This window comes from Flavobacterium chungangense LMG 26729, from assembly GCF_000735715.2.
GTDB classification, from domain to species: domain Bacteria; phylum Bacteroidota; class Bacteroidia; order Flavobacteriales; family Flavobacteriaceae; genus Flavobacterium; species Flavobacterium chungangense.
This window is the reverse complement of record NZ_JASY01000001.1, coordinates 200,800-216,360: the sequence shown is the minus strand read 5'-3', so window position 1 is coordinate 216,360 and position 15,561 is coordinate 200,800. Positions and strand designations below refer to the sequence as shown.

At 35.7% G+C, this 15,561-nt stretch carries 15 protein-coding genes; 3 read left to right on the top strand and 12 right to left on the bottom strand.

The features are described 5' to 3' along the window. The first annotated feature begins 112 nt into the window (after positions 1 to 112). Entirely contained in the window at positions 113 to 1,009 is an 897-nt protein-coding gene (locus tag JE46_RS00875; protein WP_031453362.1) for an SDR family oxidoreductase, read from the top strand. Positions 1,010 to 1,105: 96 nt separating this feature from the next. On the opposite strand, the gene JE46_RS00870 is transcribed toward JE46_RS00875, so the two are convergent. From JE46_RS00870 to JE46_RS00850, 5 genes are all read right to left on the bottom strand, one after another. Further along, positions 1,106 to 2,467 (bottom strand): MATE family efflux transporter, encoded by a 1,362-nt coding sequence (locus tag JE46_RS00870; protein ID WP_031453361.1) that lies wholly within the window; start codon positions 2,465 to 2,467, stop codon positions 1,106 to 1,108. A 125-nt stretch (positions 2,468 to 2,592) separates the two neighbouring features. Further along, the gene (locus JE46_RS00865) at positions 2,593 to 3,465 is read right to left on the bottom strand and encodes a helix-turn-helix domain-containing protein (RefSeq protein ID WP_031453360.1); all 873 of its coding nucleotides are present in this window, start codon (positions 3,463 to 3,465) and stop codon (positions 2,593 to 2,595) included. Between the two features lie 175 nt (positions 3,466 to 3,640). Then, a complete protein-coding gene (locus tag JE46_RS00860; RefSeq protein WP_031453359.1) occupies positions 3,641 to 4,183 on the bottom strand; it encodes a cysteine hydrolase family protein in 543 nt (180 codons plus the stop codon). Between the two features lie 439 nt (positions 4,184 to 4,622). Continuing rightward, positions 4,623 to 5,969: a c-type cytochrome gene (locus JE46_RS00855; protein ID WP_031453358.1), complete on the bottom strand. Its 1,347-nt coding sequence runs from the start codon at positions 5,967 to 5,969 to the stop codon at positions 4,623 to 4,625. A gap of 13 nt (positions 5,970 to 5,982) precedes the next feature. Continuing rightward, positions 5,983 to 7,425 carry a c-type cytochrome gene (locus JE46_RS00850; RefSeq protein ID WP_031453357.1) on the bottom strand — a complete coding sequence of 481 codons (1,443 nt, stop codon included), beginning with the start codon at positions 7,423 to 7,425 and terminating at the stop codon, positions 5,983 to 5,985. 349 nt (positions 7,426 to 7,774) lie between these two features. On the opposite strand from JE46_RS00850, the gene JE46_RS00845 reads away from it, so the two are divergent. Continuing rightward, positions 7,775 to 8,527 carry a carbonic anhydrase family protein gene (locus tag JE46_RS00845; RefSeq protein ID WP_031453356.1) on the top strand — a complete coding sequence of 251 codons (753 nt, stop codon included), beginning with the start codon at positions 7,775 to 7,777 and terminating at the stop codon, positions 8,525 to 8,527. 107 nt (positions 8,528 to 8,634) lie between these two features. Here the strand turns inward: JE46_RS00845 and JE46_RS00840 are convergent, their stop codons facing one another. The 6 genes from JE46_RS00840 to JE46_RS00810 all read right to left on the bottom strand — a co-directional run bounded on the left by JE46_RS00840 (position 8,635) and on the right by JE46_RS00810 (position 12,429). Next, entirely contained in the window at positions 8,635 to 8,943 is a 309-nt protein-coding gene (locus JE46_RS00840; RefSeq protein WP_031453355.1) for a YHS domain-containing protein, read from the bottom strand. A 19-nt stretch (positions 8,944 to 8,962) separates the two neighbouring features. Then, positions 8,963 to 9,628, bottom strand: a complete 666-nt coding sequence (locus JE46_RS00835) for a superoxide dismutase (RefSeq protein ID WP_031453354.1) — start codon at positions 9,626 to 9,628, stop codon at positions 8,963 to 8,965. Positions 9,629 to 9,638: 10 nt separating this feature from the next. Then, positions 9,639 to 10,505 (bottom strand): helix-turn-helix domain-containing protein, encoded by an 867-nt coding sequence (locus JE46_RS00830; RefSeq protein ID WP_031453353.1) that lies wholly within the window; start codon positions 10,503 to 10,505, stop codon positions 9,639 to 9,641. Between the two features lie 36 nt (positions 10,506 to 10,541). Then, complete coding sequence (locus JE46_RS00825) at positions 10,542 to 10,913, bottom strand: hypothetical protein (RefSeq protein WP_051872774.1); 372 nt, start codon at positions 10,911 to 10,913, stop codon at positions 10,542 to 10,544. A gap of 9 nt (positions 10,914 to 10,922) precedes the next feature. After that, complete coding sequence (locus JE46_RS00820) at positions 10,923 to 11,537, bottom strand: SCO family protein (RefSeq protein WP_031453351.1); 615 nt, start codon at positions 11,535 to 11,537, stop codon at positions 10,923 to 10,925. A 514-nt stretch (positions 11,538 to 12,051) separates the two neighbouring features. Next, positions 12,052 to 12,429 carry a hypothetical protein gene (locus JE46_RS00810; protein WP_236010708.1) on the bottom strand — a complete coding sequence of 126 codons (378 nt, stop codon included), beginning with the start codon at positions 12,427 to 12,429 and terminating at the stop codon, positions 12,052 to 12,054. Positions 12,430 to 12,700: 271 nt separating this feature from the next. Between JE46_RS00810 and JE46_RS00805 the strand changes: the two genes are divergently transcribed. Next, on the top strand, positions 12,701 to 12,910 hold the full coding sequence (locus JE46_RS00805) for a hypothetical protein (RefSeq protein WP_031453348.1): 210 nt from the start codon (positions 12,701 to 12,703) through the stop codon (positions 12,908 to 12,910). 158 nt (positions 12,911 to 13,068) lie between these two features. Here JE46_RS00805 and JE46_RS00800 read toward each other — a convergent pair whose 3' ends face one another. Beyond that, on the bottom strand, positions 13,069 to 15,519 hold the full coding sequence (locus JE46_RS00800) for a beta-glucosidase (RefSeq protein ID WP_031453347.1): 2,451 nt from the start codon (positions 15,517 to 15,519) through the stop codon (positions 13,069 to 13,071). Between the last annotated feature and the right edge of the window lie 42 nt (positions 15,520 to 15,561).

Genomic DNA, 15,561 nt, shown 5'->3' with positions numbered 1-15,561 from the left:
TTTCAATATTTCTAACTATTTAGTAAGTACCCAACTAAAAAGTAAGTACTTGTACAAAAGTAAGTTATTATTTAGTTTTACAGAAATTTTGATTAACTAAATAAAAAATAAAATGAAAGTATTAGTATTTGGAGCCACAGGTTCACAGCAATTTTACGTAATTGGAGAAGCAAAAAATAAAGGTGCAGAAGTTTATGCTGTAACAAGTTCTGAAAAAAACTTTTCAAAACTGGAAGACGCCGGTGCAATTCCTGTATTAGGTGATATGTATGATGCAGCAAAAATGAAAGAAATCACTAAAGGAATAGATACTATCTCATTATTGATTCCTGTTTCACTTCCTAATCCGGCAGATGGATTTCAACTTGCCAGGAATGTAATAGATGCAGCTAAGGAAAATAGTGTAAAAATGATCGTTTGGAATACCAGCGGATTTTTGGCACCACAAAAATTAGGAATTCCTATGGAAGACGTAAAGCTGGACACAAAGGAATATCTTAAAAGCTCCGGAGTGCCTTATGTAATTATTGAACCGTCTATTTATGCCGAAAATCTGTTGGCTCCTTACACAACTGATTATGTAAAAAGCGAAAGAAAAGTAGCGTATCCAACTCCGGAAAATATGCCTATTGGCTATATTGCATCAAGAGATGTTAGTGCCTTTGTTGTAGAAGCATTATATAAACCAGAATTGTCCGGACAATCATTTCTTGTGAGCGGTCCGGATGATCTTAAAGGAAATGGTCTTGCCCAAAAATTCTCTACTGGTTTGGGAGAAAAAATTGATTTCTACGCGATGCCTCCACAAGAATTTGGAGATAAATTAAGCATCCTTGTTGGAGAAGAAAGCGCCAGAGGTGTACAAGGGTATTATGAAATGCTGGCCAGTCTTCCGGTTTATCCAACAAAATTTAATCCTAACTTGCAAGAGGTTCTTGAAAAATTGCCTGTAAAGATGACACCTATCGAAGAATGGGTTAAAATACATAAAGAATTTTTCATTAATTAAGTTGTAAAAAAAGCAGTAAAAATAATTTACCTTTTTTACTGCTTTTTTAATTCCTTAAACTCTAAATTATTAGCTGTATTTATAAGAAATATTTCCTTATGAATTATTTTTGAAGGCTTTATTCATTACATATCGAAATCTTAAATACAGTAAGACAGAAGATGTTAACAACCCAAGGGTCAGACCATACCAGATTCCCTGTACTCCTGCATTGAAATAAATTCCTAAAACATAGGCTACCGGAAGACCAATAAGCCAATAAGCAACAAAGGTTATAAAAGTGGGAATGTTTACATCACCCATTCCTCTTAGTGTTCCTAGTCCAACCACCTGTGTACCATCAAAGAGCTGGAAAAGCGCTGCAATAATCAATAGTTGTGCAGCCAGCGCTACAACACTTGTATCATTTGTTATTAAATAAGGTAAATATTGATTAAAGAGTGTAAAAATTGCTGCAAAGAAAAGCATGAAAATGATAACTAAATGATAGGATGCATAAGCAAAACTCTTAAGTCTTTTGTAGTTCTGATTTCCAAAACTATTTCCAACCTTAATAGTTGCCGCTGATGCAATTCCTCCTGCCATCATGTAAGTCATTGCAGCAAGGGTTATTGCTGTCTGATGAGCTGCCTGTTCCATTGCACCAATATGACCGGCCATTAAAGCAGCTGCTGCAAACGCCCCAATTTCAAATACATACTGCATAGCCACAGGCAATCCAATCTTTATCACTTTTATAATTTTTGAAAAATCAATAAATTTAACAGAGAAATGCTTCATGTAAGATCCAAAACTATTTGATCGAAGTACATACCCTATCATAACCAGCATCATTAAAATCCGATCTATCAATGTTGCAATTCCTACTCCACGAACTCCCATTGGCTCAATTCCAAACATTCCTTTTACGAGAATCACTGCTATAATTACGTTGAGCACATTTCCCCATATTGTTATAGACATTGCTTGTTTTGTGAAACCCAGTCCTTCTGCAAACTGTTTAAAAGTTTGAAATATCATTAAAGGCAAAATAGATAAGCTTAAAATAAGTAAATAAGGTTTTGCTGTTTCTACTACCAGAGGATCCTGATCTGCATGCTGTATGGCAAACATAGAACCATAATATACTACTAAAAAAAGAAAAATTGCTGCTACAACATTAAGCCATAAGCTATTTGACAGTAGCTCGGCGCATTCCTTAAAATTTGATTTTCCGTTTTCTTGTGCTATCAAAGGTGTTAATCCATAGGCAATCCCTAATCCAACGACCAAAACTACCATGAAAACAGAATGAACAAGCGAGACTGCTGCCAATGATATAGTTCCTGCATAATGCCCTATGATAACTGTATCAAGAGTCTGAACCATTGTATGACCAAGCTGAGAGATTACAACAGGCCCTGCAAGTGCTACTGTACTTTGGTAATATATCTTATTGGATTTGTATTTTTTGATCATATAAAAATTGTTTGCTGTAAGGCAAATTTAAGTGATTTGAAACTGCAATTCCATAAACTTTCAATTAAAGGATAGCAATTCCTTTGTTTGTAAATTTATCTTATTAAGTAACAGCCTTTAAAATGTTATGAAAATATACCATTCTGGTAGTCTGAAAGGAACTGTCCGCTGGTTATTCCTGTCTGGGTTTTAAAAAATCGCATCAAATGTCCGGGTTCTGAAAAATCAAGATCATAGGCAATCTCAGCAATGGTCTTTCCTGAATGTATCAGGTCATTCTTTATCTCAAAAAGCAGTCTCTGTTTTAATAGTTCTGTCGCGGTAACATTAAACTGCTTTTTCACACAAGTGTTAATTGTAATCCTGCTCACATTTAACAGATCTGCATAGTAGTCAATCCGCTTCTTCTGCCTGATATGTATTTCCAGTAACTGTTTAAACTGGTAGGCAAAGTTGTTTTCTGCCCTTTCAATTGAAAGATTATTTGCATCAGCATATATTCTGTTAAACTTTAAAAGCAGGTAATAAGTGAGCGATCGTATGATATGAATACTATCTGTTCTGCTATTGACAAGTTCGTATTTGATCTCCGTAAGCTGGTCAAGTGCTTTTTGAAGTTCTTCCCTTTCAATAGCAATATGCAAAGGATAATTCAACTGATAAAAATAAAGAAGGCGGTACGTAAAGAACTTGTCTGAGAAAAAGTCATTAAGAAAATTTTCCTGAAAAACCAGAACCGTAAAATCCAATCCGTCTTTCTCTAAAGCCCATTGCCTTTTTTGAAAAGGAGAAATAAAAATAATTGTATTGTCAGTAATATTAATTTTCTGCTGATTTAAAATTAGTGTTCCTTTAGCAGTCTTAAAAAGCAATATTTCAAAAAAATCAGTATTGTATGTATCACGTTCCAAATATTTCTCAGTCAGCATATCACAGTGTAATACATTGAGAAGCACTTCAACACCGCATTCTGTTTTATGAAATTTAACTGTTTTCATTTTTTTTAATTCATTAGCGTATTGAAATCCGTTTCATTTACTTCTTTAAGATGTGATGGAATGTTATAATTACAGCAAATTTACAACTTCATTTACAAATTACTTCAAACCAAAAAAATGAGCAGTAATAATTTACAGCTCATTTATGAAAAAGATTCTCTAACTGTTCTTTATCTTATGATAGCAAATACGCTTCTGTTGTTGTAATTTTTGCGTAAAAGAATTCCAATGCAGCCAAAAATGCATTATGAACATCTGCTGCCTTGACATTTTGAGCATTTATTTGAAGATTCATTGTAGCGCAGGCATCACCAATTACTGTACATTCAAATCCAAAGTCAAAAGCAGCCCTGGTCCCTGCATCAATGCACATGTGCGTCATCATTCCCGCGATTACTAAATGCGTTATATCGTTTGACTGGAGATATTCCAGTAAATCGGTTCCTCTAAAACTATTAGGAAACTGTTTGGTGATCACCTTCTCTCCTGCCAGTGGTTTTACATTTTCATGAATTTCTACACCTTTTGTACCCGGAACAAAAAAGGGAACACCTTCTGGCGATATATGCTGAATATGAATTATGGTTCCATTTTCTTTCCTAAAATGCTCCAATAGTTTTTTGGCATTTTCACTTGCAGCAATAGGATTTACAAGTTCTAGCGCCCCATTTTCAAAATATTCTTTCTGTATATCAATTAACAATAATGCGGTATTCATTTTACTTTAAATTTAAAAATTTCTATCTGACAAAATTAAAACTTAAGCGACCGGAACGAGATACCAAAGCATTACCAATACATACCATTTTGATAAGCAACTTTTTGTCTGTAAACCTCTTAAAATTTAAGTCCTGCTTTAAATAAAAAAGAAGCCCTGTGTGTGTCAGCATCAACAGGGCTCCAAACTATCAAAATTTAAAAGAAACTTCTTTTGGTGGACAACTTTGGCTAATACAGTCCTTTTATAAATTGATAATTCTTTTCAAGTTGATTTTCCTGATTGTTGACTTCTTTAGACTTTACAAGCTGAAGTGCAACAGATTTTATTTTTATAAGAAAAACAATGGCAAGAAGAACAAAAATTAAAATCATAATGGAAAAAACCTGAGTCATAGTATTTTATTTTAAGTTAGAAATTGAGTACTGATTTTTATTCTTTATTTAATAGTAAGGATATATTCTGCAAGCTGATCCAGCTGCTTTTTATCCAGCTGAGATTCAAAACCGGGCATCTGGGGATAATCCGGACGTTTTTTACCCGGATTCTTTATCCATTTTTGTAAATCTGCAGTATTGTCTTTATAGATTTTGGCCATTTCCAAAACAGGTGGCCCTACCAATTTTTCATCTATTTTATGACAGGAAGTGCAATACTGACTAAATACTTTTTGGCCTTTCTCTGCTTCAGACATATCTGCTAATGCTTCTCCTGCTTGCTGGGCTTTAACTTTAGCCAAAGCCTCTTTTTTCAGAATTTGAAATTCTGTCGTTTTAATTTTTACGAGCTCCTGATGTTTTTGCAGAGCATTAGCCCTGTATATCTGCCTGCCAGATCCCATGCACAAAACGGTAATACCCAGCAGCATTGCTATTTTGTAAAAGTCTTTTTCAATATTTTCCTTTTCGCCTGTAAGCCTTTTCCATATGAGCCACATAGCCGGGAGGGCAAAAATCACCCCAGAGAAAATAATCAGAATAAGATTCCATCCCATCCCTTTGGACGGCAGGGTCAGCAAAACTAGCGGACCAATCATAAACTGGCAGATAGAAGCTGTGAAGGCAAGAGAATATCCTTTTTTCTGAATATCATAGCGTGTAAAGTTTTGATAGATCTCTTCAAAATTGTAGCTTTTTCGGCTGTTGTACCAAAAAATAAATAATCCTGTAACTGCAAGTGAAGACAATATAAAGTGCAGATATCTGGGAAAAACATTCGGCAGAAAAAGTGCATCTACAAAACCTTTCACTACCGCCCATTTCTCGGGAAAGAGCATTAAATTGATATTAGTTAAAAATATAAAGGGAATAAACAGAAAGATAAGGGTTGCCAGAGCCAGAATCGAAATGTGAACCGCTTTGTGGTTCTCCAGTGTCTCCCATGTGTATTTATGCAAATAAGTAAGAAGAAATGCTAAAGTTACCAATGGTATTACCGCTATCCACATCAATCCGGTAAGGGCATTAGCGGAGTAAAAATAGATCGTATACAAAACATTAATACTTAAAAGCGGCGCTATACCCAGCACAACGGCTATGCTTTTGTTCACTGTTATCGTTTTGGCTATTTCGTGGGCAAGGATATCATATTCCTTATTTTTAAGTCCCTTGATCTGAGCTATCAAGGCTAAGATTGAGCCTCCGAGCATCAGGTTGACAAAAAGAATGTGGAGCAGAAATGACAGCACCAGAACAACTATAAAGAACCATTCGGGCAGTGGAAGAGGCAGTGGAATATCTTTTGGAACCGGGACGTTATTTTGTAACGAAATATATAAATTGATCATTTTTTAAATTTTATTATTTTTTATTTGCTAAAACGGCCTGTGTGTTTTGCAGTTCACTCACCTCTACACCTTCAGATTGTGCTCCTTCCAGAACATCGCCTGAGTCCTGAATGTTGCGTATGTATGCAGCTAATGCTTCGCTTTCTTCCTGTGTCCCCGGAAATGGAGGCATATAGGTACGGCCATTGTGCATATTGGGTATATAAGAAGCCATCGAATTAATATCAAGTGGTTTTCCTATGCCGTACATTCGCTCAAAAACATACACAACACTATTAACGCCCTGAGCAGTATGACAGCGGCTGCAGGCAATTGCAAAAACGTTTCTGCCGGCTTCAATTTTATTTTCGGGAGTTATTTCTGTAACTGTAGTGTATGTGGCATTTTTCAAAAGTCCAAACTGTTGATAAACAGGATAATCTTCTTCGAGTAATAAGTTAGAGTACATATACCCTCCTATCACATAAGGCTTTCTGATGAATTCACGCACTCTTTCAAAAAATCCCAGATAAGCAAAAGCCATCAGCACCGGAAAAAGAACAATATAACTTTTTACCCATTTGGCTTTGTAAAGGCCAAGCACTGCCATAATTAAAGACGATGATATTCCAAATAGTATAAAATATTTCATTAAATCGTAGTACTTATTGAAATCCATTGTACCCACTGCAGTACTCATATTAGCGGTCATAGCCCCGGGAATCGAATTGTAATAAATCACAGCTCCTAAAAGCGAAATCGGAGCCCAGAGAATGATCCATTTTGAAACATACTTAACTGCTTTGAGCCTCAAGTCTGTTCCTTTTTTAAAGAACAGGGTAACGAGCAGCATTCCAAAACTACCTGCTACAAGCATAGCTGTAGGAGTTCTGAACAATAACTGTGGAAGATAAATTGGATTGGTAAATCCGTTTAGAAGACTTTTATGAGTATTCCAGTTACCCGGATCCATCATAAAACTCAAAATAGAAACAATAATTGCCATAGTAATCCAGGAGAACAAACTTAAAAACCATCCAAACCGAATGTGTAGTAACTTAGCTCTTAGCGATGTGTTACTGCTCTTCCATGTCAAAAAGTAAATCATAATCAAAATTACTTCGGTAACAAAAACAAGCCATTCTACAAACCATGCCCAGTAAAAAACCCGAATCAGACTTCCAATTGACGCGGGACTTACAAGAGCCACAGAAAACCATATTCCAACTCCCGTCATTGCCCCTAATGTTGTGGTGATGATAAAAGCAACTTTCATCATATTATAAACCCTGTTATCCCAGTCTAAATTGGTAATTTCTTCCCTCCCGCTGTTCTTTACTCCTTTCTGTTCCAGCCATGTAATAAGAGGCATAAATCCCACAGCTAAACCATGATTAATCATTACGTGAATAATAGCAATAATGGCAATAAGCATTCTGTTGTTGAGCCAGTCTAAATGAAAAATTGGAAAGTCCATAAATATTCTGTTTTTTGTTCTGCAAATTTCGGTGAGTAATGCAGAAATTGCTAAAAACAAAAAAGCAGAAAGTTTAAAAAAACGTTCCTTCCAGATTCGTTAACAGTACTTTTTATAGTGGATTTTATTCCGATCAGTTTAGTTTTTCAATCCTTTTAATTTACTAAATACACTATGATCGTTATTAAAGAATACTAATTTTGAGCAAATAATACCGTTAAGAGAAAAATTTAAATTTAAGATGCTGTTTCCAGGTAGGGAAACAACCTCTTTTCCGGTTTTATATAAAATAATAAACGGACATGCTGAACACCGTCTTACAAAGTAGGCAGACTTAATAAAATAAAAAATGAACAACCATTTTAAATTAGCATTAATGCTTTCCTTTTCTACAATTTTGATTTCCTGTAACAATGGAACAAAAACAGAAAAATCAAATTCAATTTCGACTCCGACTGAAGATTTAAAACCTGTAGTTTCTCATGTAATGACGAAGGAAGAACAAACCAGACTTACGCCTGATGCTATTTTAGAAGAGTTTATTGAAGGAAATAAACGTTTTCAAAGCGGAACAACCACTGTTCGCGACCACAGCAAGCAAGCCAGAAAGTCGGCACCAGGACAATTCCCAAAAGCAGTTGTATTAAGTTGTGTTGACAGCCGTGTACCAGTCGAGGATGTATTCGATCAGGGGCTTGGAGATATTTTTGTGGGAAGAGTAGCCGGAAATTTTGTAAATGAAGATTTATTGGGCAGTATGGAATTTGCCTGTAAAGTTTCAGGAGCAAAATTGGTTTTGGTAATGGGACACCAGCATTGCGGAGCTATAAAAGGAGCCATCGATGATGTAAAACTCGGAAATATTACAGCAATGCTTTCCAAAATAAAACCTGCAGTAGCAATGAGCCAGGACTTTAAAGGCAAAAAGACCTCTAAAAATGATGAATTTGTAAAACATGTTTCTGAAAACAATGTACTTTACACCATAGATCAAATTCGTAAAAAGAGTCCAATTCTTAAAGAAATGGAAGATAAAGGAGAGATAAAAATTGTAGGGGTGTTTTATAATTTGACAGATGGTACCCTTGAGTTTTTAAAATAAGAAACTTAAAATTACTTCAAAGCAGTTTCTAATCTGGCCTTAAAATTAACAAAAGGCTGAAAAGTCAAACTTTCCAGCCTTTTGCTTACCATAAGCAAGCATCACAATTATTTCTGATTCTTTTCAAGAAACTCATCCGGCTTTTTCATAAAGTCATTTTTACAGACCGTTGAGCAAAAACCATATAATTTTCCTTTATAGGTAAGAGTATCACTAACGCCATATTTGCTGACATCCATGTTACAAGCAAAATCCATATTACTTGCATAAGTTAATTTATTGAGCGGATTATTAGGATCTTTGTATGTGGCTTCAGAATCCATAGTATGCGGATGATCATGCGGATGCTTTTTTGCATCTTTTTTATTACAGCTAAAAACAAAAGCAACACCGGCTATTAAAATAATTTTTCTCATTGTATTAAAGTTTAAATGGTTATTTGATTCGTGCACTATTATAACGTCTGCTTACTTCGCTCCAGTTTATTACGTTCCAGATCTCAGTAAGGTAATCAGCACGTTTATTTTGGTATTTTAAATAATAGGCATGCTCCCAAAGGTCAATACCCAGTATAGGAATTCCTTTGTCCTGAACATCATCCATCAGGGGATTATCCTGATTGGCTGTAGAACTAACCTGAAGTTCTTCACCGGAGAGATAAAGCCATACCCATCCGGAACCGAAACGCGATAGTGCAGCCTGATTTAGTTTTTGTTTTAAATTTTCAAAGGTTCCAAATTTGTCTGTTATCGCTTTTAGGAGTTCAGCCGATGGTTTTGTGTTTTTATCAGGTGTTAGTATCGACCAGAACATCTCGTGATTATAGTGTCCCCCGGCATTATTTCTAACCGAAGCCGGCAATATTGATGCTCGCAAGAATAACTGCTCGAGTGTCATTTTTTCCAATACGGTGCCTTTTACAGCATCATTTAAATTCCTGACATATCCGGTATGATGCCTGCTGTAATGAATTTCCATTGTCCTGGCATCAATGTAAGGCTCAAGAGCATTATAATTATAAAGTAGTGGTTTTTGGACAAATTGTGCCACTGCTGATAAGCCCAGCAGCAGCAAGATTATTAAAATTTTATTGTTTCTCATTTCTATTTTTTTACTGGTTGGATAATCTCCGGAACTGCTCCGGGGTCTTGTTTGTCTGCCTCTTAAAAAAAGTGACAAAGTAAGATGCATTTTCAAAACCAAGCTGGTCGGCAATTTCATTTATAGAATAATTAGTGAAATGTATAAGGCGCTGCGCTTCTATAACAATACGTCTGCGTATCAGATCGCCTGCTGTGTAACTGGTAACTTCCTTGCATATCTTATTGAGATAATTAGGCGTTACGTTGAGCAAGTCCGCATAGGCTGCCGGCATTTTTTTTATTTTAAAATCTTTGTCAATGAGTTTTTCAAATTCTTTTATTTTCTGCTGTTTAGGCGTATTGTTAATAAGAAATCCCATAGGATCATAAAGGCGTTCTAAATCAAAAAGCAGGATATTAAGATAAGACCGAAGTACTTTTACTGATTCTTTCCTATGCAGACTGAACTCCTTGAAAAATATTTCAAGCAGATAGTCCCACTTATTCTTTTCTTCGTCACTAAGCCTGACAAATAATTTGGCAGTATCATGAAGAAATGAAAATTGATCTAAAATATTGTTGTTGTAGCGCAGCGAAAAAAAATCTTCCGTAAAACAAATTATTTTTCCCTTTGCTTTTCTGTTAATGTCTATACTGCTTATGCAGCGGGGCTTTATAACAATCACCTTAGCATTATCCAGACGGATTTTATGATTATCTATACTGATTTCGCCCTCTGCATTCTCAATAAAGAGAAGCATGAAGAAATCCTGCCTGTGCGGATATTCCAAAACAGGAAAACGCTGCAGCAGATTAACCGTATTATCCATCCAGAAATGACTGTCATCACCTGTAAATAATTGCAGGCTCCGATCTGGTATTTCTGATATTTGCATTTTTTTTATTTTATGATTAATACTAAAACAAGAGTACTAACCCCATCTGGGAGGATGATAAATAGAAAAAATATAACTGAATCTCTGATTGTATGCCCGCAGCGTGGGGTATTCCTTTTTCAATGAAAAGAACACAACTGTAAATGAAAACTGAATCTGGTTTTGCAGAAACAGCTGCACCTCTCTGTAGGTCACTGTCGGGAATTTTTGTTCCTCCCTGTCATTCGCTTTTAATTTCTGCTCCAGATAGCATTTTCCGTTACAGATCGGCACGGTATCAAACCTGTTCATACAAACATTTTGGGCAATATAATCCTGATTGATGTAAAAGTCACCAATAATCCATAGACTGCCGGCATTTTGAAACGCAAGCAGCATCAAAACAATTAAAGTGATGCATTTTTTCATCAGCGTCTATTATTTGGCTTCGTCTTCTGCTAAAAGATTTTTGACATCGGCAATCAGTCTTTTAGTTTCTTTTGGATTAGTCCCATCATAAACCCCACGGACATGTCTGTTTTTATCAATGAGCAAAAAACCGCCGCTGTGCACAAAACCACCCGGCTCATTTTTATCAGGATAAGCCGTTGCAAAGTAGCTTTCTGTTGCAATTTTATAGATGCTGTCTCTGTTTCCGGTAACGAAATGCCAGTTCTTTTTTATACCGTTATCTACCGTGTAAGCCTTAAGGCGCGGTATAGTATCATTATCCGGATCTATTGTATGAGAAAGAAACAACACTTCGTCATTTGTTTTGTATGCATCATACACTTTTTTGAGCTGTACATTCATTTTCGGGCAGATTGAGGGACAGGAAAGGAAAATAAAATCGGCAATGTATATTTTGCCGGAAAAAGTATTGTTTGTTACCTCAAGACTGTCCTGATTGGTAAAGGAAAAATCTTTGATGCGGGGATATTGGGTTTCACTTCCTTTTACTATCGGATTTCCTAAAATAGGAAGTTTCTCTTGTGCTTTTTCACACGATACTGCCAGCACACAGCATAACAGTACTAAAATTATTTTTTTCATATTTTATTTTTTGCAAGAATAGACTAGCTAAACTTATTTTCATTTTTTATAAAGTATAATTCAGATTGACACTCCATCTGTAGTTGGCTTCCATTTTACCTGATGATAAGTTCTGGCTAATTAGAATCATAGCCTTCAAACCGATAGAAAACTTATCTTTCCCGGCTTCAAAACCGAATTTACCAAAGAGAATAATTAGTCGTTGTGTACATGGTCTATCCTGAACATTTTTGAAATCTTGACTGTGATTTTAGGCAGAGCTTCGCCCCATAATCTAAGATGAGATCATTATTACAGGAATTGTCAAACTTCAAACCGAGTTTGCCTGTTTCAGCTGCATCATCACTTGAGTATGAAGCAATAAATACGTCCAAAGCTACCAGTACTGTTTTGTATAGTATCTTTTTCATTTGTATTTTATAAAATTAAATTATTTCAGAGCAGGAATGCTCCAATTAATGCGTTAACGCAATGAGAAATTAGTCCCAATGAAAATTGGGAAAAGGATTTAAAATTATAAAATACCGGCAGGCGGGCGAAAAGTAATTGACGAAACTCCAACAGGTTTACTTTTAAAAAAAGCAAAGTTTTTTTGTTGTGGTTCTATTGCAGGATTAAAAGTAAAGTCAATGTCAGAAGAAACACAGATATAAACAAGCTCAAAATTTTCTTTCAGGCTGTCCTGCATTTGTTTTTCGTTATCTGAATATTTTTTAAGGCTTTTCTGCAGTTCGCATCGCCCATTACAGGTGTTAAAAATCTGTTTACGCTGGATACAGATAGTTCTGGCAATTTCCTGCTGATTTATTTTAAAATTAGCATATACAAACATACTCCCCATAGAAGGAAGAAAAATCAGACCACAAAGTAATATGATAATATACTTTTTCAAGAATGTTTGTTTGCTTAGAAATGCAAAAATAAACTAATTTTGTTTTTATTTTGAAGAAACTTCTTGTTTTATTAAACAAAAAAACATCATAAACTCTCTTTCAACCAACTTAAACAAAAGCAGAATCAATTTCAATTATAGATTTTGAGTGTAAGATAAACAAAGGAAATATCCTAGTGCGGTATTTTAGTAAATCAGGTCTTTCCGCTTTTCTCACGATTATGTAGCCAGCATAATTTAATAAAAACTTTATATTTACAAAAGACTTTGAGTGAAAGAAATTATTAAGAAAAACTCTATTACGGATATCCTTGAAGCATTGGGTGAAAAGCCACAGGCTGACGAACTATATATCTGCATCAGCAATGAAAATATAAGCGAAAATCCCTTTCCTTATCCGTTCGATACAGATAGCTACAACATTATGATCATCCTGTCAGGGAGTGCAAAATCCGGTTCCAGCTTCATGAAAAACGTATAATAAAGCAACTTCATTCTTCTCTATTTCTAATTTGAAACTTTGTCAGCAGAAGCAGCAAAAAAAAATCCTTTATTACTGAATTCTAGCTCAGTAAAAGCGATAAAAAAAACCGTCTCAAAAACTTGAAACGGTCTTTTAACAACAATAACTAACTAAATTTAAGGTTTAAGTTCAGTAAACTTTGAATCTAATTCAAAAGCTTTCTTCACTTTTTCAACAGTAATTTCCTTTTCAACAGAAAATGATGTCGTTTGTTTAATATTTAATGATGATGCTCCTGCAAGTACTTTATATTCTCCTGCTTCAGCAATCCACGCACTTCTGTTTTCTAAGAAAGATGCCAAGTCTTTTGGAGCTAACGTTAATGTCAATGTTTGACTCTCTCCTGGTTTCAATTCTTTTGTTTTAGCGAAAGCTTTTAATTCTTCTTTCGGTTTGTCAATTGATTTTGAAGGTGCCGAAAGATACAATTGAACCACTTCTTTTCCTGCCACTTTTCCGGTGTTTTTAACCGTAACAGAAACCGTCAATTTATCTTTGAAAGTTGGTGAACTCAATTTTATACCAGAATATTCAAATGTGGTATAAGACATTCCAAAACCAAATTCGTAAGAAGGTTTAATGTTGAACGTATTGAAATAACGGTATCCAACATAAACGCCTTCTTCATAAATAACTTCTTTTGGATTGTCAATTGGGAATCCGGGGAAGTTTTTAGCTGAAGGTGTATCTGAATATTTCGCGGGGAAAGTCATCGTCAATTTTCCGGATGGATTGATTTTTCCTGAAACTACATCAGCAACAGAATGTCCTCCCTCCTGACCTGGCTGCCACGCTAATAAAACAGCATCAACTTTATCTTTCCAGGAAGCAGTTTCGATTACACCGCCAATATTTAAAATCACTACTACTTTTTTACCTTTTGCGTGGAAAGCTTTGGAGATTTTATCCAGCATTTCGATTTCTTCAGTTGCCATATTAAAATCGTTATCGACCACTCTGTCTCCGCCTTCTCCGGAATTTCTTCCTAAAGTCACAAAAGCAATTTCAGAACTTGCTGCTTTTTTAGCCAGGAAAGCATCGTCCATTTTTAGTTCCGGAAGTCTTTCCGGCAAAGCCAAAATTCCTCTTGCTTTTCTTCTTTCTTTCTCTGCAACTACTTCTTTTTCTGCGTGAGGTGTGTACAAATCAACTAATTCTTTGTCTAACTTATAACCTGCAGCATTTAATCCTTCTAAAAGAGAAACTGTATGTTTATTATTCACACTTCCAGATCCTGTTCCACCTGTAATCCACGCGTACGAAGTCACTCCGAATAATGAAACTTCTTTTTGCTTGTCAGCGAAAGGCAAAGCGTTTTTCTCATTTTTAAGCAAAACCATTCCTTCTGCAGCGGCTTTTCTTGTTACTGCAGCATTTTGAGCTAAGTTTGGTTTGTCACTGTATTTGTATTTTGCAAAAGTTGGCGTACGGAAAATATATTCTAAAACTCTTTTTACATTGGTATTCGCCACTTCCTGAGATAATTTCCCCGAATTTAAAGCTTCTAACAACGCTTTTTTCTGAACAGGAATTCCTGGCATCAAAAGATCGTTTCCTGCAATCATTTGTTTTACAACATCAGAGTTTGAACCGTCTTTAATCGATTCAAAGCCGGGGAAACCACCAAACCAGTCTGTCATTACAATTCCTTTGTAACCCCATTCGTTTCTTAAAACTTCCGTCAACAAATCTTTTCTGGCTGAAGTATATTCCCCATTGAGTTTATTGTAGGAAGACATGATGGTCCAAGGATCTGATTCTTTAACTGTAATTTCAAAACCTTTTAAATACAATTCTCTAATCGCTCTCTCTGAAACATGTGCATTGATAGTCAAACGGTTACTTTCTTCGTTATTCACTGCAAAGTGTTTGATTGAAGTTCCCACGCCTTGCGACTGAATTCCATTAACAATGGCTGCGGCCGTTTTTCCTGAAATCAGCGGATCTTCAGAATAATATTCGAAATTTCTTCCGTTTAATGGATTTCTGTGAATGTTCAAAGCTGGTGCCAATAAAACGTCAACACCATATTCTTTTACTTCATTCCCCATTGCTTTACCCACTTCCTCCAAAAGTGCTTTATTCCAGGTCGAAGCCAAGGCCGTTCCTACCGGAAATGCTGTTGCATAATACGTTTTAGAATCATTTTCTCTGGTTGGCGCAATTCGTAAACCTGCAGGACCATCGGCTACAACGGTTGCCGGAATTCCGAATCTTTCAAAAGCAGCTGTTCCTCCTGCCGCTCCCGGCACTAAGCCTTGTTTTGAATCTCCAACCGGGCCGGTTAAAACTTCGATTCCAGGCATTCCGGTTCCGATTAACAATTCTACTTTTTCTGCATTCGTCATTTCTTTGATGATCGCGTCAATTCTTTGATTTACAGAAAGACGCGTATCTTCCCAAACATCTAATTTTCCGTTTCTGTTGAAATCAGCAAACGTAAATCCTTTAACAGTAACAAGAGGCGGATTCGTTTCATCATTCGGAATGGTTTTCCATGATAAATTAGAAAGTACTAACGCCGTTAAAAGCGTAACTCTGGCTGTTTTTATAATTGTATGTTTCATAATATATAGTTTTTAAAGTCTTACTTAATTTTGACGCAGATT